Genomic DNA, 19,810 nt, shown 5'->3' on the forward strand with positions numbered 1-19,810 from the left:
CAATAGTTTAGAATAAACGACAAGAGATTGGCGCGGAGTTGAGCATACTTCGGCAAGAAAACTTTGATTAAAAACACCTATTTTTTATAAGTGTGAATCAAATCTCCTATAAGCCTATGATTTGTCGGCTTAACATATGGAGCAATTTGTTTACAACAGGTATGATTATTTTTTTGACTTTAGTTCCATTGGTGGCATGAAAATACTGATATGTGATGACTCGGCGGTTGCTCGTAAGCTTATCGCTCGAACCATCGTACAAGATACCTCATTGCACCTTATCGAAGCCCAAGACGGGAATGAGGCGCTGAAAATCTTAGCCGAACAAAATATTGACGTTTTGTTCCTCGATTTAACGATGCCCATTATGGACGGTTTCGAGGTTCTTGAGTCTTTACCCGTAAGCCATTATCCAACTCAGATTGTGATCGTGTCGGGTGATGTACAACAAGAAGCAAAGCAGCGCTGCCTAGAGTTAGGGGCAATGGATTTTATCGCAAAGCCGTTGTCAGAAGGACAAGTCATCCCGCTGTACGAGCGTCTTGGGTTGCATTATGCACAGCGAACATCAATGGAGCTTAATTCTGCACAAAGCCAAGAAGAGCTTTCATCCCTTGCCAAGTTTCGTGAAATTGCCAACATTGCACTAGGCAAAGGGGCGGCCATTATGGCTGATCACTTGCATGAGTTTATCCAGTTGCCAGTTCCGCATGTTGGGCCATTGTCCTATGGTGAATTGCATATGACGCTGGTGGACGTGATTGGGCGAGATAGCTCTGTAGCAGTTTCGCAGCGCTTTGTTGGCGGCGGTATACACGGAGAGGCGTTGGTTTGCCTACGTGGGAAAGATATCAATCAAATTGGCGAAAGGTTGGGGTATCTGCTCGAATTTACGCCTCATAATGAAATTATTTTAAATGTCTCTAACTTGCTGGTTTCGTCATTCCTAACCTCTTTAGGGAACCAACTTGATAAGCAGTTTTCACTTCGTCAGCCGGGCATCGTCGATACAATCACTCCTTACAATGAAGAACAAGGAGAATCAGGCGAACTCTTTACCATCGAATATACCTACATGGCGGAAGCGCTCGATTTTGAGTGTGAAGTATTATTTCTAATAGACAAACCATCAGTAGAAATTATTTATGAAATCATGGAGTTAATCTGATGTCCGATATCACGCTGGACATAGCAGACTTTCATTGGGTCACACAAATTTTAGATACCATGGATTCTGGGCTCATTGTTCTTGATCCAGAATATAACGTTTGTGTCTGGAACAGCTTTATGCAGTCTTACAGCGGTGTGCTGTCTCAAGATATTTTAGGTCAATGCTTGTTCGATCATTTCGACGAACTACCACGAACGTGGTTGGAAACGAAACTAAAGGCCTCTGCTGATCTTGAGACTCGTTCCTTCTCCAGTTGGGAAAACCGACCATACCTTTTTAAATTCAACAACTTTTCACCGGTTTCCAACAGCTGTGACTTTATGTTTCAAGACATCGTTATCACGCCATTGCGTTCACTTTCTGGCGAAGTAAGCCATATTGCGATTCAAGTGAACGATGTTTCCGAAACGGCGAGAAACCGAATCCATTTGCGAGAAACCAATCAGCATTTGTCTGAGATCAGCAGAAAGGATGGTTTAACAGGTTTGTTTAATCGAGCATTTTGGGAGCAATCATTAAAAGATGAGTTTGCGCACCTCAAAGTGATTGACGGACCATGTTCTCTGGTTATCTTCGATATTGACCACTTTAAAAAAGTAAACGACACCTATGGCCACCCAACGGGTGACGAGGTAATTCGTCGTACTTCTGCTTTACTTCGTAAAACCGCGCGCAGCAGTGACATTTGTGGCCGCTTTGGTGGCGAAGAGTTTACTGTGCTATTACCGCATACCAACCAAGAGCAAGCATGCTATTTTGCTGAGCGATTACGTAAGAGAATTGAGCAAGAGATCGTGAAAGTAGAAGATTTTTTGATTAATTACACGATAAGTATTGGTGTTTGCGAGTATAAGCCTTATTTTGAAAGTCATACTCAATGGTTAAAGAGTGCTGATGCGGCGTTATACCGCGCAAAAGAAAATGGGCGAAACCAAACTTGTTTGCATGAATGCGATTAAGCTAATTGGTTGAAAAACATCCAGTTAGCGCATGAATGTTTATTAATATGAAATAAGTTAATGAAATTTTCTCGGCATGTCTTACTATTGAAACTAATTCGCTTTCAGCTACGAAGGCTTGCAATAAACGGAGAAAAACAGTGGTTGTAGAAACCGATGGGTATCTCGCTCTCATTGAGCATTTGTCGCTTAATCTAGATATTTTCACAACGGAAATTGGCGATACAGGTTCCGAAAGCATCGAAGATGTGGTTACTGACATGGTTGCTTCAAACATCATGGCGATCTTTGAGCAAAACCCTGAGCTTCACTCAAGCGTACGTTTTAAACTGCTTAAAGAAGCAGATGCCGTTGTAGAAGACCTTGGTGAAGTGCTAGCGGGCGTGTGGAGCAAGAAAGCAACGAACGAACAGATTGCTTTTCTAGATGAATACATTGCGTTAGTGAAAAACCTATTTGATACCGCAGTCGCCACTTACGACTAATGTTCAAATGTCGAGTATGCCCTCTAATATTCAGCTAAACACTATTCCAACAATAAGAAGGGTTACAAGGTAACTCTTCTTACTTGCCAAAACTTGGACGCCCAGTAAGGGTTGTCGATTCTAGAAATAATTACCCCTTTAGACGTTGATGCGTGCATAAACTGCTTGTTCCCCAAGTAGATTCCAACGTGGTAGGTGCTTCGTCGAGTTTTAAAAAACACCAAATCTCCTTGTTTGGCATCAGTCCAACGCAACTCAACGCCTTGTGTGGATTGCTGCTTTGTCGTCCTTGGTAGGGCGAGTTGATACGCTTCGACAAAGGCTCTTTGAACGAAAGCCGAACAGTCGATTCCAGATTTTTGCGTTCCGCCAAGTCGATAGGGTGTGCCGTGCCACTCGTTGTAAAACTGAAACAAGTCAGGGTTATTAGACAATAACTGATTGGTGGGTACAGTTACTTCAACCTGCTCACTCGGCTCTGGGCCAGACGAACAAGCTGAAAGTAGAGCACTGATTATCAAAGGAAAATATATACGACGCAAATCTTCACCTGTCATCTGTATGACTCATAACTGAAATATTAATGTCATAACCAATCCATAGTATGGGCTGAAAATCACGGTTTTGTCTCACATGTGTGACGGATTCACGACAAAGCCGACTTAACCTCAAGAAAGAATAAAAATTGATTATGGCAACGCGCAAACGCTCACGCACATCGCTTTCACTGATTCAGACTATCAGCGCAACATTTTTAACTATCATCGCACTTGTTATAGCCCTTTCTGTCTCAAGTTTCAAAGGAATGGGGCAGGTTGGAGAACAATTTGAAGATTTGTCTCAAAAAGCATTACCGATTGCGATGGCCAATGCGACTCTGACCAGAAATGTGTTGGAGATGGTGAAACTGCTCAACTATGGAATGCAGGTAACGGAAGCGAAAGAGTTACCGCTTGTAGAAGCGCAAATTGAAGCACTGGCGAAACAGACAGAAGGTCTGATCGGGAAAACATCCGAAGTCGCCCCACAGCTTTCCAATGAGCTAAAAGATAAAGTGGAGACGTTGCACCAAATCACAAACTCCATTTTACTCAAGCAATCCGCGGTGATTCAGATGCAAGGGCGTATCGACGATAGTGTTGGTGGTTTTCGCTATGGACTGAGTTCCATCGGCCCAGAGATGAACAGAATTAGCTCATTTTTAAGCCTGGACGATCCTGAGTCGAGTGACGCGGCAAACCGTTTTATTGCATCTGCGAGTTCGATGGAAAGCACTTTCCTTGTAATGATGATGCATACCGATTTACCTAAAGCAGAGAAAGAATATCGGGAGATGCGAAATCGGATTGCGGGGATTAACCTTGCTTACGAAGATTTCAAAGCCCTACACCCTGAAGTCAGTGACTACGCCAGCTTGACAGCGCCTTATGAGATGGTGAAATCAGGCTTTGACGAAGAGGGCATTTTGCAACTCATTCTTGCCAAGTTGGCCCAAAGCGAACAACAACAGCGTGAGTTTCATCAAGCGTCGTTATTAGCTGATGAAACCATGAGGCTCTTGGATAGCATTTCGCAGTCGGCATCGAACTTGATTGATGAACGCGAAGCCATGGTCAATAACACCATAGAAAACGTCAGTATGATGGTTCTTGTCGCGGCGTGTGTTATCTCTCTGGTTATTTTGGTCTCTTGGTTCGGGCTAAAAACGTGGACAAACCGAGGATTGAAGAATGTGCTGGTACGTTTGTCCGCATTAACTGACCACGATTTTCGTGCCAAAGCAGAAGAGATGGGCCCCTTTGAGCTAAAAGAGGTCGCACGCAAATTGAATCAGGTGATCGATTCAACACACGACTCTATCCAAACGGTTACACGTAACTGTGAGACGCTTTATCAAACCGCAGAAATCAGCCACGATGCAGCTGAGCAAACCAATGACGGTCTAACGACGCAAAACGAAGCGTTAGCAAGCATGGTGACTACGATTACTCAGCTAGAGGCGTCCATACGTGAAATTGCGACAGTAACGAATGCTTCGTCAGAAGATTCATTACTTGCTACACGACATACCGAAAAAGGTGTCCAAGTTGTCGAGCAAAACCGCAAGCGGTTGGAATCGTTAGAAAGCTCTTTGGATATGAATGAACAATCAATGTTAGAGCTAGACCAGCGTGTTAAGCAGATTCGTGAAATGGTCGATATGATCAGTGGTATTGCGGAAAACACCAATTTACTTGCGCTGAATGCAGCTATCGAAGCTGCTCGCGCAGGTGAACAAGGGCGCGGGTTTGCGGTCGTCGCGGATGAAGTCCGTAAACTGGCAAAGGATACCTCCCAGCAAACGACCAATATTCGTGAAATGATGAGCGAGCTTATTACTGCGGCAGAGCGCTCTCGCCAAGCGGTAAACGATTCGCGAGAAGAAATGACCCACGCGCTGCATTCCAGCAATGAAGTGAAATCGACGTTCTCTGACATCAACCTCGCGGTTAAGCATATTCAAGAGCGTGTTGAGCAGATCTCTGTTGCCACGGAAGAGCAAGAACGTGCGACGGCGGATGTGTCTCAATCCATCAATAATATTTCCGAGCTTGGAGAGCGTACAAAGCTACAACTTGAATCCATGGTTGAAAGCTCTGAACAAGTGGCAGAAATTGCAGGGCATCAACAAGCGATGTTGCATAAATACGAGCTACATCAGTCCGCCTAAGTGACATGTTTTTATTTTCTATAAGCAGAACTTCGGTTCTGCTTTTTTGTTGCTTCTACGCACCTTCTCATTGCTATTCAAATCGCAAAAGTGAGTTATATCGCATCTTGCTCATTTCTTAAGGGCTGAGTTATCACTACGTGGTGTTAATGCTATGTCGGTAAAACAAGATGGCTAGAATGTTGTCCGAATTCAAAGGAATGAATCATGCAACTATTACAAAGAGCCAGCCTTATACTGGTTAATCATCAGCAAGAACTTTTGCTTATCCAGCGTTTTCAAAACGATAGACACTATTGGGTTTTCCCCGGCGGTAGTGTTGAGGTTGGAGAGCAGCCTGTTGAAGCTGCGAAAAGAGAAGCGCTGGAAGAAACCTCATTGGAACTCAATCGAGTCCAAAAGGTTTTTGAGATCGAAAACCAAGGTCGCTTAGAAACCTATTTTCTTTCTTATGTAGGGAACTCAAAAGTGAAACTGGGGGTGGGGCCGGAACAAACCAGACAATCAGACGTTAACCAGTATCATTTAAAGTGGGTGCGTTTAGATCAACTTCATACGATTCCTTTATATCCAGAGCAAGCCAAAGTTTTCTGTTTAGACAACGAGGAGTGGTTTTATGATCGATAAAATCTGTCCCGTCGTTCTGCGTAAGAAAAGCCAAGAGATCCTACTTTTTCAGCACCCCTTAGCGGGTATTCAGCTAGTCAAGGGAACGGTTGAGACGTTTGATGAAAGTTACATTACGGCTGCAAAACGGGAGCTGGCTGAAGAATCTGGGATTGCGCACATTATCTCCGCTCGGTATTTATGCTCATGGGACAGTGGATTTCAAAATCAAGCATGGCATTTTGTTTTGTGTGAGTGTCCAGACCTAGCGGATTCATGGACGTTTCATACGCAAGACGATGGCGGACATGATTTTGCGTTTTTTTGGCACGATATAGGGAGCGATATTTCCTCACAGGCGCATACTGTTTTTCAGCATGCACTGGAAACAGTTCGAAAACTGATAGACCAAGGGGTGGTGTAAGTGAGGTTGCAAGTTGGAGGTTTAACAAAGAAGAACTTGTTAAAGCACCTGAGTCAAAAAGGCGTTCAATTGAATGCCTTCGCCCAACAACTATTCGATGATGGTAAAGTCGAGTGCTCAGATGAGATTCAATCGTTCTTTTTAACGATAAAAACACCGTTTGACTTCGGACTTTATTTTGGCGCGACCCTTGGAGAAATGATTGAAGTGGCGTCGACACAAAATCTATCACCTTGTCCTTTAGCTGTTGCGCCATACCTCCGTTTACAAGAAATTGACTGGGCGAAGGGAGAGTACCTTACTGTGGTGTCTTCCCCGCTTTCGAATGACAAAGCTTATCCACGTGGTTTGTATCTACGGGATCTCGACGACGGATTCTGGCTACGAGGTTTTAGATGTTCGGAAGATTGTATCTTTCCGCCGTCGAAAAAGTTTGTTTTTGTGTCTGAGATAGCGAAGGAGTGTTGAGTGTGACATCTCTTTATCATCGCGAGCCCGACAACCTTTCTCACCTAATCTCGAGGGAAAACTAGCGGATTTGAGCGAAGTGCCAAAGCAAACACTATGCTTCTATCAGAAGCGAATAGATAAGGGAGAGCATCCGTTACTCTTTTTTCGCACGCCTCGTGTACGGTTTAAAGGCACTGTCGATCTCAAAAATGGCTATGAGATTACAAATGTTTAACTGACTTCTATATGCTTTGCGCATTCTTTCAGATAAGGAAACGATAATGGATAAATTCGTAGTGTTTCTCTTATGCCTTTTTATGACGATAGGTGGCGTGGTTCACCTGTATGACAACATCGTTGATGGCTTTTTGCCTTACGATTTTGCTCCGCGTTGGCTGAACATTTATTGGAGCGCATTAGGTCTTTTAGATTTGTTAGCGGTGTACTTATTAGTGAAACATCGCCGAGTGGGTTTGGTGTTGATGCTATTGATTCTGATGACAAACGTTATTTTTAGTTCACACGCTCACTATACATTAGAAATATTGGACAACAATGTGGCTCTGCAAATGAAAACGCTGTTCTTAGGCTTTTCGTTGGGCGTTTCCATCTGGCTTTGGAATGCGCGAAAGCACCAGCAATCGCGTCAGATATTTCGTTAACTTTATCTACTCACACATTTAAGGATTATCAACAGGGATTCGTTATGAACGATTTTAAAGACTTGGCGAGTTTTGCCGGTTTTAGTGCGTTAACAGGTTTGAGTTTTGGCACTATTTTCTTCAGTCTCGCTTTTGTGTACAGTTCCTTCGAAACGCAGCAACACGTCAACACTAGCGCTTTAGTTTGTGCTGTTTTTGGAGTCATAGGCTTGATTATTGGCATTATGCAATTAAATAAAAAACGCCAATTAGTCGAAAGTTAATTCGGCAAGTCTTTTCGGTGGATGGGGTCTCCAAAACTCTACAATGAACTCTGTGATTTGTTTTTGTTGGTTACTCCATCTACGTTTTTCTTTTAATCATCGTTCTTGCCCTTACCTTCGCGATAACGAAAAGGCTGTGTCAGCAGCTTATCCAATCTTTGCTCGCTCGCTTCCCTGATCTCAGGCACGCCAATCACGACATCGTTATGTCCAAGCGCTGGTTGTGCGCGATACGTTCCAAACCATCTATCCCAAACGGAAAGGAAAAAACCAAAGTTCGAATGGGTTTCCTTCACAATCACCGAATGGTGCACGCGGTGCATGTCTGGTGTCACAATGACTTTTCGCAGTTTCTTATCGATAGATAACGCAAGTTTTGCGTTACTGTGATTGAACATCGCACTCGCATTTAGAATGATCTCAAACACCACAATCGCGAGAGGTGAAACGCCAAGAATGAATACCGAGGCGATTTTGACGACCATCGAGATGATGATTTCAATTGGATGAAAACGTGCGCCAGTTGTGACATCGATATCCAAATCGGCATGGTGCATACGATGAATTTTCCATAATGGTTTCACGCGATGAAAAACCAAGTGCTGAACATAGATGATGAGATCGAGAACAATCACAGCAAGCAACACATTTAACCAACCGGGCAGGGACAGAAGATTGAATAGTCCCCATTGCTGATCATGAGCAATGGTCGCAGCTTGAAACGCAGCAATAGGTATCACTAATGCAATGATCGCGCTATTTAGGGCGACCAAAGAGAGGTTGTTTAACCAGCGAAAGGAACGTTTGACGGTGAGCGTCTTTCTTGGGAGCTTGTTTTCCCAAAGAGTACACAGCAACAATACGCCAATAAAACAGCTAAGTCGCAACCAAGATGGGTCGGTAAACGTGTTTTCAGTCACTGATCTTTCCTTCTTCTACGCATTTGTCGCAATAGACCTTAACTAACGTGAGATTCTTTCAATGTTTGGTCTTTAGAGTAATAACGCTGCCGCCTTGTGAGCGAGCGGTTATACCAGTAGAATCGCGCTCTCGTTTTTATTTGGCATTTCCTTCATGAGAATCCACGCTTTCAATCGTTTATATCAGTATCGTCAATCCATCTCAACGAAGCCTTTCAATGCTCGTGGATGCAAAGTTCAGCGCTGCCCATTCTGTCAGGTTTCAGAGCAGCATTGTTTATGTGAATTGCAACCTGATATCGATAGCAATGTCGCGTGCATGCTGATTGTGTCTGAGAACGAAGTGTTTAAGCCAAGCAATACAGGCCGTTTGATTGCTGATACGGTGAAAGAGACTTACGTGTATCAATGGAATCGCACTGAACCTTCACAAGAGATGCTTGATCTTTTGTCCAACGATGACTATCAGCCTGTCATTGTCTTTCCTGCCGATTACGTTGATCAACCTGAGCGATTGCTAGATGGATTACACGCTGAGCACTTACATCGCACTGATGGTAATAGCAAAAAGTGGTTGTTGATTTTTATCGATGGTAGTTGGCGTGAGGCGCGAAAAATCTTCCGTCGCTCTGAGTTTTTACAGTCTCTACCAGTCCTATCTATCGAGCCGGAGTGTTTATCTGAATACATCATGCGTCGTTCTGAGAACGAGCAGCATCTTTCGACAGCTGAAGTCGCGACTTTAGTTTTGAAACAAGCCGGTGAGAACAAAGCATCGGAATGCCTTCAATTGTGGTTTGAAGCCTTTAGAGAAACCTACATGCTAACCAAGACCCGAGTCAAAAACGATCCTAATCGACCGCATTTGAAACGTTTCAAAGAGTGGGTGAAAACCGAGAGCTGACTCTAAGGAATGAACTTTTGTTGATGGCATGTTGTTCAACTGACTTCAGCGAGGGGATAAATCTGCATTCGGTCACGGTTTGCAGGCGTACAGATATGGATAATGCCACTAGTTTATACTTTTGACTCCAGCCATTTTCGGAGTCGTTTAAGCATTTTTTTAGGAGAGAAATACATGTATTACGGCTTTGATGTCGGCGGCACTAAAATTGAATTTGGTGCATTTAACGAGAAGCTTGAGCGTGTAGCGACGGAACGTGTACCTACACCAACAGACAACTACGAGCTGCTGGTTGATACCATTGCGGAATTGGTTAACAAATACGATGCAGAGTTTGGTTGCGAAGGCACCATTGGCCTTGGTCTACCAGGCATGGAAGACGCAGACGATGCAACGGTATTAACGGTTAACGTTCCTGCGGCGAAAGGCAAACCACTGCGTGCGGATCTTGAAGCGAAAATCGGTCGCAGCGTAAAGATTGAAAACGATGCGAACTGTTTTGCGCTATCAGAAGCATGGGACGAAGAGCTTCAAGATGAGCCTTCTGTACTTGGTTTGATCCTAGGCACTGGTTTTGGTGGCGGTTTTATCTACGATGGTAAAGTTTTCTCTGGTCGTAACCACGTAGCAGGTGAGGTGGGCCATACTCGTTTACCTATCGATGCTTGGTTCCACTTAGGCGAAAACGCACCTCTATTGGGCTGTGGTTGTGACAAGAAAGGTTGTTTAGACAGTTACCTTTCTGGCCGAGGCTTCGAACTTCTTTATGCCCATTACTACGGTGAAGAGAAGAAAGCGATCGACATCATTAAAGCGCACGCAGAAGGTGAGGCGAAAGCTGTTGAGCACGTTGAGCGTTTTATGGAGTTGCTGGCTATCTGTTTTGCAAACATCTTTACAGCGACTGACCCACATGTTGTTGTGCTGGGTGGTGGTCTTTCCAACTTCGAATTAATTTACGAAGAGATGCCAAAGCGTATTCCTAAGTACCTGCTTTCTGTCGCGAAGTGTCCGAAGATCATCAAAGCAAAACACGGTGATTCAGGTGGTGTACGTGGCGCTGCGTTCCTAAACATCAAGTAGTGACTGAAACCTTACTCGATATAAAGTAAGAAGAAATTTAAAGCCCCGTTTAGACCATCAAGGTAAAACGGGGCTTTTGACTTATATATCGAAGTAACTCATATACCCAAGTAACTCATATACCTAAGTAATTTCGGTATGCTCGGGTATAGAGCACGAACAAAAATAGCATATATAAAAAAACTCGCGACGAATCGCGAGTTTTCTGTTTGTAGCTAAGCTTATTTATTCTTTTTACCTACGCCTAGGTTTTCTTTTTGAGCTAGGGTGATTTTACTAAAGCCTAATTTTCTGAAGTAGTTGTCGCGGTAGTTGCGCACTGCTTTAGTGTCAGACACTGCTTCGATTTGTTGCTCCATCTTTAGGAACTCAGTGATATCGAGACCTTCTGCTTCTGCAACCGCTTCTTGAATGTTGCGGTGCTGCTGGTATGAGAACGTCAGTTCTTTGTCTTGGTCTTTGTAAGTGTAAAGAATGGTGCGAGCCATAGCTGTCTCTCTGAAAAGGTTTCTGTATTAAACAAAAAGGCCAGACTCGCTGACCTTTGAATTTCTAGTTTGGGCTAGATTCTGCCTTGAAGTGGGATAATTGTCACGCTTTCTCCCGCTTTTACTGTATCAATAGCTGGGGAGATTTCGATCAAACAGTTCGCCTCACTCATTGAGCGCAAAATGCCAGAGCCTTGCTTGCCTGTTGTACGAACGGTTAAACGGCCAGTGTCATCCAGTTCATAGATTCCTCGACTAAACTCGGTACGACCTTGTCGAGAGCGAAGGTTTTCAGTCGCGATGGCACTCACTTTCAGAGGCTTCCAGCCTTGTTCGCCTTGCATCTTACGCAGTGCAGGCTCAACAAAATTAATGAAAGAGACCATCACGGCAACAGGGTTGCCCGGCAGACCAAAGAACGGCTTGTTGTTGATTTGACCAAACGCGAGTGGACGTCCCGGACGCATGTTGATTCGCCAAAAATCGATTTGACCAAGTTTATCCAAGGCAAGTTTGATGTAATCCGCATCACCAACGGATACGCCACCAGAAGTCATAACCACGTCCGCTTGCGCAGATGCGTTTTCCAACGCTTCAATCATTAACTGCTCGTTGTCTTCCAGAATACCGAAATCCAAGATCTCGCAGCCGAGCTTTTCAAGCATGCCCATGATGGTAAAACGGTTGGAATCGTAGATAGAATTCGCTTTTTGCTCTGTTCCCGGTGCTTGTACTTCGTCACCGGTGGAGAACACGGCAACTTTCAATTTGCGGAACACATTCGCTTCACCAAAACCAAGAGAAGCGATCATGCCCATTTCTGGAGAGGCTAGGCGAGTGCCTGCGGTAAAGACGTCACTGCCGATAGCGAGATCTTCACCTGCTTGACGAACGTTTTGGCCTGCTTTGATATGCGCACCGTTAAAGGTGACCTTGTCACCTTCTTGAGAGGCTTGCTCACGCATGACCACTGTGTCGCCGTTAAGTGGTGTTGGTGCGCCGGTCATGATTTTCACCGCTTGACCAACTTCAAGAGGCTGATCGTAAGCATGGCCCGCCATCACTTCAGCAACCACTTGGTAGCTATCGCGGTCTACATTATCACTGCGGATGGCGTAACCGTCCATCGCGGAGTTGGTGTACTGCGGCACGTTTACTGGTGAAATGATATGTTCCGCGAGAACGCGGCCATAGGCGTTTTCAATCTTGCATGCTTCTATTTCCGAAACCGTGTTCACCAAAGAAAGGATTTTTTCTTGGCCTTGAACCACAGAAAGGAAAGCCGGAGAAAGAGTGTCGCAACATGCGGCGTCTTTCTCTTTAGATTTTGGTGCTTTTGCATCTTGAACGTATTGAAGAACAAATTGAGCGATGGCATCCAAATCATTGATGTTCATTTGAGGGAGCTCAGAATCTAACTCCGCACTGTCGGAAGCGATAGCAATGATGTTTTCATCGTGAGGGTAAAGCCAAGGTTTACCCACTTCTTCACGGTGCAATTCAATTTTAGGAAACGCGATGTTTTTGCAGCCTTCAACCAAAACCACATCAAGCATGTCTTCATCAAAACGTGTTAATAGGTATTCAAACTCCGCTTCGGCTTCTGGCGTTTCTGTCATTAACGCAAAACGGTTGCGAGAAGCAATCAGCATTTGAGATGCGCCAGCTTTGCGTAAACGGTAGCTGTCTTTACCCGGCTTATCGACATCGAAGTTGTGATGAGCATGTTTTAGCATGCCAATGCGTAAACCTGCTTCAGTCAGCTTTGGCAATAGGGCTTCAAGTAGTGTGGTTTTGCCTGTGCCTGAATAAGCCGCAAAACCAAGAATAGGAATGTTTAGCGTGTGTTTCATGATTCTAATTGTCCAAATTGCGCCAGTTCTTCCGGAGTGTTCAAGTTGACGAAACAGTTTGGTGAGTCGCTAAAGTCAACGTAACTGGTGTTGCACTCTTTGTAGAGCAGAATGATTTTGCGGTCGCCACGTTCTAAAAATGCGGTGAGTTTTGGCAGTACGCGCTTGTGGTAGAGCGTGAAGACAGGTTGCTGATGAACACCATCATGAGCGACCAAAATATCGCTGTCTTCTTTGACGGCCTGGCAGAAACGCTCGACAAGGTCGGTGTTAATTTGTGGACTATCGCAAGGTACAAATCCGACCCAGTCAGTTTCAGCATGCATCAAACCCGCGTGAATACCGCCCATAGGTCCAGGGAAATCTTTGAATTGATCACTAAATACGAAACCAAATTTGCTGTACGCATCTTGGTTTCGGTTGGCATTAATTAAAATGCGTGGTGTTTGTGGAGATAAACGTTCAATAACGTGTTCGATGAGTGGCTTCTGATTTAACTCAATCAGACCTTTATCTTTTCCACCCATACGGCTGGCTTGGCCACCAGCCAAAATGACCCAACTAGTTTGTGTTGGTTGAAGCATATGCATTCTCTTGGGATGTTTCTTTTGGTATGACATACAACAGAGGAGACTCTATCAAAGTCTTGTCTTTAATCCACCACTGTTTTTTACATAAGTCGGTCAGTGCGTTGGTTTGATGGCTTGTCACCACGATACTGGAACCACGATCCAAAAGATCTTTTGCCATCACCACCAATCGCTCAATGGACTCTTGGTCTAAAGACGCACTTGGCTCATCCATCAATAAAATCGACGGTTTTAAGATCCAAGCTCTTGCCATGGCAACACGCTGTTTTTCACCGCCGGACAACACGGAGATATGTTCGTCCGCTAATGTTTCTAAACCTACCATGCGTAGTGCGTGAATAACTTGAGCTCGCTTATCTTTTGGTGTGTCTTGTTGATATTTCACTCCATAGACTACGTTCTCATAAACAGTGCCGTCAAAAAGGTAAGGAGATTGATGGAGATAAATCACATCGACACGGCCGTTGCGGCGCGTCAGTCTTTTCAGCCACGTATCTTTTGGTGCAACAACATCGCCAGTAGAAGGTTTTAGCAAGCCAGCAAGGATTTTGAGTAGGGTAGTTTTGCCCACACCATTGTCACCCTTGAGATAAATGGCATCATTTGGGCCGATGGCTAACTCAGGGATGTGAAAAAGCACACGCTCTTTAAAGCGCATGGATAACTGCTCGGCGGTGATTTTTATAGTCATAATGCGCCTCTACATGGGGTTAATGGTGAGTCGTTTGTTTGCTTCATGTTCTATGTTCTGAGGTAGCCTTTGCCTCTCATGCTTGATAAGAAGAAGTTTAGTGCCAACGCTAAAGATAGTAATACAATTCCTAATGCAACTCCTTGCGCAAAAGCACCTTTGCTGCTTTCCATTGCGATAGCGGTCGGAATATTGCGCGTCACGCCCATAATGTTTCCGCCTACCATCATTGAGCAGCCCACCTCGGTTACGATACGTGAGAACCCTGCAATAATAGCTGCGAGTAGAGGAAAGCGGGTTTCCCAAATCATCGTAGCGGCCACGCGCGGAATGGAGACGCCTAGGGTGATGGCGGTTTCCACTGCGCGACGGTCGCTAGATTGCAATGCGCCATGCATCATCGATACCAAAACAGGGAAGCAGATCACCATTTGGCCGAAGATCATCGCCTTCTGAGTGAACAGCATTTGCCAGTCTCCCCAAGGGCCAGCGCGTGATAGCAACATATACAGCAAAAGGCCAATCACAACGGTAGGAACCGCTTGCAGCGTATTCACGATCGACAGCAAGAACCATTTGCCGCGAAAGTCGGTATACGCCAGTACAAAGGACATCAAAATAGCTGGCAATACCACTAAGGATATTGCCGTGATAGAAACACTAAAGGAGACCGCAACGATCTCCCATAGGTCTGCATCAAAATTCACCAGTAAGCGAAGCGCTTCCAGTGTTGTATCAGCAAGATTCATATTGCGTTATTTGCTCTCAGCATTCGCAACAAACAGTTGTTTACCGTTCAGGCGGAAACCATTGATAAGTTCCTGACCGCGAGGGTTCACCAACCAATCACTGAAAGCTTTCGCGCCTTGGTAGTTGATTGTTGGGTAACGCTCAGGGTTAACAAGAATAACTTGGTACGGGTTAAACAGTTTTTCATCGCCTTGGAACAGAATTTCTAGATCCAACTTGTTTTGGTAAGCCAACCATGTACCGCGGTCTGACATTGTGTAGCCTTGCATTTCAGACGCCATGTTCAGCGTTGGGCCCATACCTTGACCTACGCTGCGGTAGCCACCAAAGTTTGGTTCGATTTTAGTTTGAGCCCAAAAGCCCATTTCTTTTTTGTGCGTACCAGAATCATCGCCGCGAGAGATGAACGTTGCGTTTTTGTTCGCGATCTCTTTGAACACGTCTAACACGCTTTCGTCATCTTTGATTTTTGCTGGGTCTGCTTTAGGGCCAACAATCACAAAGTCGTTGTACATCAGCTTACGAGGCAGAACGCCGTAGCCTTTCTCAACGAATGTGCCTTCGGCTTTTGGTGCGTGAGTCATAACCAAATCTACGTCACCGTTTTCGCCCATTTTTAGCGCTTTGCCAGTACCTGCAGCAATAACATCGACTTTGTAGCCAGTGTCTTTTTCAAATTGTGGAAGTAGGTAGTCAAGCAAGCCCGAGTGGTAAGTACTGGTTGTAGTTGCTAGGCGGACGTGTTCAGCGTCTTGAGCAGAAAATGCAGAGTAGCTTACAAGCGTGATTGACGTTGCGGCCAATGTTAGCGCAATTTTTTTCATTTTTATGTGTTTCCTTTCCAATGATTCTTTGGCTTCTATCCGTCTAGGTGACAGCGAAGTCTCCGGAGCGATCTTGATTGCTCAAATCACAAGTTGCCTTAGGGTGTTGGAATAGCAAGTTCTCCAACATCCTGAGATCACTTGGATACCCCTTATAGCAAACAAGATGCCAACATTTTACAAGCCAAAAATGTTTGATTTATGCGCGGATTCATGGAGTTATTTGCACAAAAGTTTGCGTTGGTACAAAATGTCGCACTTTTTGTAGGGTATATCGTTTCAAACTTGGTACACTCTGTCCCATCCGAATCCATCTGGGGTAAATATGTCTACTCAATCCCATATTAGTACAAACCAACAATATAACGCCTTTTCCGTACTGGTCGTTGATGATGAATTGGGCATGCAAGCCATTTTAAAAAAGGCATTGGGAAAGCTTTTCTCACATGTCGACACCGCTGGCAGCATCGAAGAAGCAGAACAACTGCGCAATTCTCGCCATTATGATTTGATTTTGCTGGATATTAATCTGCCGGGGCGTTCTGGGATTGAGTGGGAAGAAGCGTTTGAAGATGATGAAAAACGCGCCGATGTGATTTTCATGACGGGTTATGCGGATCTAGAAATTGCCATTCGAGCGCTGCAGCTCGGTGCTTCCGACTTTATCCTCAAACCATTCAACCTTGAGCAGATGTTAAAAGCGGTCAGCCGCTGTATGGATCGCCGTTTGAACGAGCGCATGCAGTACGCCATGAAGCGTGATTATCAGCGTCACAATACTTCCGAGATCATTGGTGGTTCAGAAAAAACGCGTCAGCTCAAACAACTTATCACACAGTTTGCTCCATCACGTGCCTCAGTATTGGTTGAAGGCGAATCAGGTACGGGCAAAGAGTTGGTCGCGCGAGGCATTCACCAAGCAAGTGGGCGAACGGGCCCATTTGTGCCTATCAACTGTGGGGCGATTGCGCCAGAGCTACTTGAAAGTGAGTTATTTGGTCACACATCAGGTGCGTTTACTGGAGCGAAAAAGTCACGCGAAGGTTTGTTCCGCGTAGCGAATGGCGGCACTTTATTCCTTGATGAAATTGGGGAAATGCCGCTTTCCATGCAGGCATCATTATTGCGCGTGTTAGAGCAGCGTACAATTCGTCCTGTCGGTTCAGAAAGAGAGATCAGCATTGATGTCCGTATCGTGGCGGCAACCAACCGTAATCTGCAAGAAGAGGTCAACCAAGGCAATTTTCGCAGTGACCTGTATTACCGTTTAAACGTTCTGAAAATTGAAGTGTGTCCGCTGCGAGAGCGCAAAACCGACTTATTTGAGTTAGTGCCATTTTTCAGCAACATGCTGACGCGCGAGCTCGGTATGCCTGCGCCAAAATGGGCGCACGAAGACATGGAAGCCATGAGTGAGTACGATTGGCCGGGCAACATTCGTGAGCTGAAGAACCTCATCGAGCGCTGCATTTTGCTTGGTAAGCCACCAGCGCATTACTGGCGAGAGCTGAACGGTGGTCATTCTCTGCCTAATGTTTCGATTACCGTTTCTCACTCCGCCGAGTTACCAACTTTTAGAGAAGGCAAAGAATTTACTGGCGAAGGCTACCCAAACAATTGGACTTTAAAAGAAGTCGAGAAAGCGCATATCAAACAAGTCGTCAATTTGCATGAAGGCAATAAATCGGCAGCGGCGCGCGACTTAGGCGTGGCCCGCAAGACGTTAGAACGCAAATACAAAGAATGGGATTCTGAGGATGAGGGATATGCCGACTAACTGGCAGCAGCACAAAGGATTGTCGAAATGGACGCACCGTTTTAAAACCATGGTGCGTTATCGCTTATTGATTTTAACCTCTGCACCGATCTTCCTTACGTTGATAGCGCTGATCGGTATTACGATTTATTGGTCTATCCATTACACGTGGCAAAACGCGCTGCTGGATGTTTCAGAGCGTTTGGGTGTGGCAAATAACAGCGTGACGTTGTTACAACAAAAGCAAGCCAATTACGTGCGAGCGTTTGCTGACTCCTACGACTTCCGAACTCGAATAAATCAAGGGACACCACAAGACGAGCTACAAAAGTGGGTTACTGAACAGAAAAAACGTTACTCCCTAGACTTTCTCTCTTTCCAACGCGTTAATTCGATGGAAAACAAATTCCGTTTTATGGACCTCACCAAGCGCGAATCGTTTTTTGATGTACTCAATCGGGAAGAGCTCGAACAGCTCGATCCGGAACTCGCCAAACGGGCCGAAGTGCCCATTCTGGCTGATGGTGGAATGGAAGCACGCGGCTTGGTGAGCCGTACCGTTATTCCGGTATACAGCCAAGCGAACGATTTGATCGGCTTCCTTGATGGTGGTTTGCTCCTCAACAACAGTACTGTGCTGGTGGATCAAATCCGCGATCTCATTTATCTCAGTGATAATGACCGCCTTCGCCCTGTGGGTACGTTGACCGTGTTTCTTGATGATTTGCGTGTGAGCACCAACGTTCCTCTAGACAGCGACCATAGGCTAGGGCGCGCTATTGGTACGCGAGTGAGTGCAGAAGTGTATAACCAAGTGCTCTCTCAAGGTCAGCAATGGGTCGACCGCGCGTATGTGTACGACGCATGGTACATCACCGCTTATCAACCAATCAGAGACCAGTACGATAACGTCATTGGCATGCTTTATACCGGCTACCTGATGTGGCCATTTGTGAAAGCGTACATGACCAACATCGCCGAAATCAGCCTTATTACCTTAATGCTATTACTGGTCTCTGGCGTGATGGTCTATCGCGGTTCGCGTGATTTGTTCCGGCCAATAGAGCGCATTCATAAAGTCGTTAAGCTCGTTCAACTTGGCAAAGAGAAACGTATTGGTCCACTGGGGCTGGATGATCATCATGAGTTGGCGCAGCTGGCTAGGCAGTTCGACAATATGCTTGACGCCTTAGAAGACCGCAAAATCGAACTCAAAAATGCTGCGGCGCAGTTGGAGTGTAAAGTTCAAGAGCGAACGGCTAGCTTGCGAGAAAAAACTGAGGAACTCGAACTTCACATTCAGTTGCTCAACCAAACCCGCGATAAATTGGTAGTGCATGAAAAACTGGCGGCGCTCGGTGAGCTGACCGCCGGGATTGCACACGAAATCAATAATCCAACTGCGGTAATTCTTGGTAACGTTGAGTTGATTCACTTTGAGTTGGGTGAAGATGCGAATCGAGTTCAAGAAGAAATTGATGCAATTCACGCGCAAATTGACCGTATCCGCAATATCACTCGCAGTTTATTGCAATACAGTCGCCAAGGCGGTGTTCAAGATGAAATCACTTGGCAACATGTCAACCCGATCATTGATGAGAGCATCACATTGGTCAAAACCGGTACTAAGAAGCGCGACGTCGAATTTGTTACCGATTTACAAGCGCATACGCCAGTCGAAATTAATCGCCATCACTTGCTACAAATTTTGGTTAACCTGCAAATGAACGCCATTCATGCGATGAACGGCAAAGGAAAACTGATCGTAATGAGTGAAGATTGGATTGAAGAAGGTGAAATAAAGGGCGCAGCGATTCATGTTATCGACGATGGTTGTGGTATCAAACCAGAAAACTTAAATCGAATTTTCTCACCGTTTTACACGACGAAACGCGACGGCACCGGATTAGGCTTGTCGGTTTCGCAAAGTATTCTTAGTCAAACCGGTGGCGAGCTGAAAGCCGAATCGGAGTGGGGTAAAGGAAGTACATTCAGCATCTATTTACCGAAGAAAGCCGAGCTACTGCTGGAAGTGACGAACATCGCGTAACGTAAACCAACGCCAGTTCCATCAAAAAAGGTCAGTGAAGACTGGCCTTTTTCTTATCTACTCATCTTATCCTTCGTTGCCACTTTAAGTACGACAAATGACATGGATTTTTCGCCTTTTCGTACAGAAAAACACAGGTAACGAAACATATTTCCCATTAATTAATAAAAA

At 45.1% G+C, this 19,810-nt stretch carries 21 protein-coding genes; 13 read left to right on the forward strand and 8 right to left on the reverse strand.

Translation table 11 applies throughout. The features are described from left to right. Nucleotides 1-196: 196 nt before the first annotated feature. From ACF8EG_RS19135 to ACF8EG_RS19145, 3 genes are all read left to right on the forward strand, one after another. Complete coding sequence (locus ACF8EG_RS19135; protein WP_031830140.1) at nt 197-1,168, forward strand: response regulator; 972 nt, start codon at nt 197-199, stop codon at nt 1,166-1,168. Next, a complete protein-coding gene (locus ACF8EG_RS19140) occupies nt 1,168-2,130 on the forward strand; it encodes a sensor domain-containing diguanylate cyclase (protein WP_005453915.1) in 963 nt (320 codons plus the stop codon). The genes ACF8EG_RS19135 and ACF8EG_RS19140 overlap by 1 nt, the downstream gene beginning before the upstream one ends. 140 nt (nt 2,131-2,270) lie before the next feature. Beyond that, nucleotides 2,271-2,615: a DUF3802 family protein gene (locus ACF8EG_RS19145; RefSeq protein ID WP_005453925.1), complete on the forward strand. Its 345-nt coding sequence runs from the start codon at nt 2,271-2,273 to the stop codon at nt 2,613-2,615. Nucleotides 2,616-2,677: 62 nt separating this feature from the next. Here the strand turns inward: ACF8EG_RS19145 and ACF8EG_RS19150 are convergent, their stop codons facing one another. Further along, entirely contained in the window at nt 2,678-3,172 is a 495-nt protein-coding gene (locus ACF8EG_RS19150; RefSeq protein ID WP_020840657.1) for an NlpC/P60 family protein, read from the reverse strand. A gap of 134 nt (nt 3,173-3,306) precedes the next feature. Between ACF8EG_RS19150 and ACF8EG_RS19155 the strand changes: the two genes are divergently transcribed. From ACF8EG_RS19155 to ACF8EG_RS19180, 6 genes are all read left to right on the forward strand, one after another. After that, a complete protein-coding gene (locus ACF8EG_RS19155) occupies nt 3,307-5,325 on the forward strand; it encodes a methyl-accepting chemotaxis protein (protein WP_069506965.1) in 2,019 nt (672 codons plus the stop codon). A gap of 207 nt (nt 5,326-5,532) precedes the next feature. Continuing rightward, on the forward strand, nt 5,533-5,952 hold the full coding sequence (locus ACF8EG_RS19160; protein ID WP_023625020.1) for an NUDIX domain-containing protein: 420 nt from the start codon (nt 5,533-5,535) through the stop codon (nt 5,950-5,952). Beyond that, complete coding sequence (locus ACF8EG_RS19165; protein ID WP_069506966.1) at nt 5,942-6,355, forward strand: NUDIX domain-containing protein; 414 nt, start codon at nt 5,942-5,944, stop codon at nt 6,353-6,355. Before ACF8EG_RS19160 ends, ACF8EG_RS19165 begins: the two co-directional genes overlap by 11 nt. After that, on the forward strand, nt 6,356-6,823 hold the full coding sequence (locus ACF8EG_RS19170) for a hypothetical protein (RefSeq protein ID WP_069506967.1): 468 nt from the start codon (nt 6,356-6,358) through the stop codon (nt 6,821-6,823). A 263-nt stretch (nt 6,824-7,086) separates the two neighbouring features. Further along, a complete protein-coding gene (locus ACF8EG_RS19175) occupies nt 7,087-7,467 on the forward strand; it encodes a hypothetical protein (protein ID WP_005495070.1) in 381 nt (126 codons plus the stop codon). 44 nt (nt 7,468-7,511) lie between these two features. After that, the gene (locus tag ACF8EG_RS19180) at nt 7,512-7,730 is read left to right on the forward strand and encodes a hypothetical protein (RefSeq protein WP_069506969.1); all 219 of its coding nucleotides are present in this window, start codon (nt 7,512-7,514) and stop codon (nt 7,728-7,730) included. 92 nt (nt 7,731-7,822) lie between these two features. Here the strand turns inward: ACF8EG_RS19180 and ACF8EG_RS19185 are convergent, their stop codons facing one another. After that, complete coding sequence (locus tag ACF8EG_RS19185) at nt 7,823-8,650, reverse strand: sterol desaturase family protein (RefSeq protein ID WP_069506971.1); 828 nt, start codon at nt 8,648-8,650, stop codon at nt 7,823-7,825. A gap of 154 nt (nt 8,651-8,804) precedes the next feature. Here ACF8EG_RS19185 and ACF8EG_RS19190 point away from each other — a divergent pair, with 154 nt between their 5' ends. Both ACF8EG_RS19190 and nagK read left to right on the forward strand, forming a co-directional pair. Next, nucleotides 8,805-9,554, forward strand: coding sequence for a tRNA-uridine aminocarboxypropyltransferase (locus ACF8EG_RS19190; protein ID WP_025503835.1), 750 nt, complete (start codon nt 8,805-8,807; stop codon nt 9,552-9,554). Between the two features lie 174 nt (nt 9,555-9,728). Further along, on the forward strand, nt 9,729-10,637 hold the full coding sequence (gene nagK / locus ACF8EG_RS19195) for an N-acetylglucosamine kinase (protein WP_005495063.1): 909 nt from the start codon (nt 9,729-9,731) through the stop codon (nt 10,635-10,637). Nucleotides 10,638-10,858: 221 nt separating this feature from the next. Here nagK and ACF8EG_RS19200 read toward each other — a convergent pair whose 3' ends face one another. The 6 genes from ACF8EG_RS19200 to ACF8EG_RS19225 all read right to left on the reverse strand — a co-directional run bounded on the left by ACF8EG_RS19200 (nt 10,859) and on the right by ACF8EG_RS19225 (nt 15,833). Then, nucleotides 10,859-11,125 carry a DUF2960 domain-containing protein gene (locus ACF8EG_RS19200; protein WP_020840651.1) on the reverse strand — a complete coding sequence of 89 codons (267 nt, stop codon included), beginning with the start codon at nt 11,123-11,125 and terminating at the stop codon, nt 10,859-10,861. A 74-nt stretch (nt 11,126-11,199) separates the two neighbouring features. Next, nucleotides 11,200-12,978, reverse strand: a complete 1,779-nt coding sequence (locus ACF8EG_RS19205; protein ID WP_069506973.1) for a bifunctional molybdopterin-guanine dinucleotide biosynthesis adaptor protein MobB/molybdopterin molybdotransferase MoeA — start codon at nt 12,976-12,978, stop codon at nt 11,200-11,202. Next, nucleotides 12,975-13,562, reverse strand: a complete 588-nt coding sequence (gene mobA / locus ACF8EG_RS19210) for a molybdenum cofactor guanylyltransferase MobA (protein ID WP_063517460.1) — start codon at nt 13,560-13,562, stop codon at nt 12,975-12,977. Before mobA ends, ACF8EG_RS19205 begins: the two co-directional genes overlap by 4 nt. Further along, a complete protein-coding gene (locus ACF8EG_RS19215; RefSeq protein WP_005396189.1) occupies nt 13,540-14,259 on the reverse strand; it encodes an energy-coupling factor ABC transporter ATP-binding protein in 720 nt (239 codons plus the stop codon). Before ACF8EG_RS19215 ends, mobA begins: the two co-directional genes overlap by 23 nt. A 50-nt stretch (nt 14,260-14,309) precedes the next feature. Continuing rightward, nucleotides 14,310-15,008 (reverse strand): ABC transporter permease, encoded by a 699-nt coding sequence (locus ACF8EG_RS19220; RefSeq protein WP_005396188.1) that lies wholly within the window; start codon nt 15,006-15,008, stop codon nt 14,310-14,312. 6 nt (nt 15,009-15,014) lie between these two features. Next, nucleotides 15,015-15,833 carry a substrate-binding domain-containing protein gene (locus ACF8EG_RS19225; protein ID WP_005479446.1) on the reverse strand — a complete coding sequence of 273 codons (819 nt, stop codon included), beginning with the start codon at nt 15,831-15,833 and terminating at the stop codon, nt 15,015-15,017. A gap of 325 nt (nt 15,834-16,158) precedes the next feature. Here ACF8EG_RS19225 and ACF8EG_RS19230 point away from each other — a divergent pair, with 325 nt between their 5' ends. Together ACF8EG_RS19230 and ACF8EG_RS19235 are read left to right on the forward strand one after the other, a co-directional pair. Beyond that, a complete protein-coding gene (locus tag ACF8EG_RS19230) occupies nt 16,159-17,610 on the forward strand; it encodes a sigma-54 dependent transcriptional regulator (protein ID WP_005453875.1) in 1,452 nt (483 codons plus the stop codon). Next, entirely contained in the window at nt 17,600-19,639 is a 2,040-nt protein-coding gene (locus ACF8EG_RS19235; RefSeq protein ID WP_069506979.1) for a cache domain-containing protein, read from the forward strand. Before ACF8EG_RS19230 ends, ACF8EG_RS19235 begins: the two co-directional genes overlap by 11 nt. Nucleotides 19,640-19,810 lie beyond the last annotated feature (171 nt).

The organism is Vibrio sp. YQ_11, assembly GCF_043103065.1.
In the GTDB taxonomy this organism is placed as follows: Bacteria; Pseudomonadota; Gammaproteobacteria; order Enterobacterales; family Vibrionaceae; genus Vibrio; species Vibrio parahaemolyticus.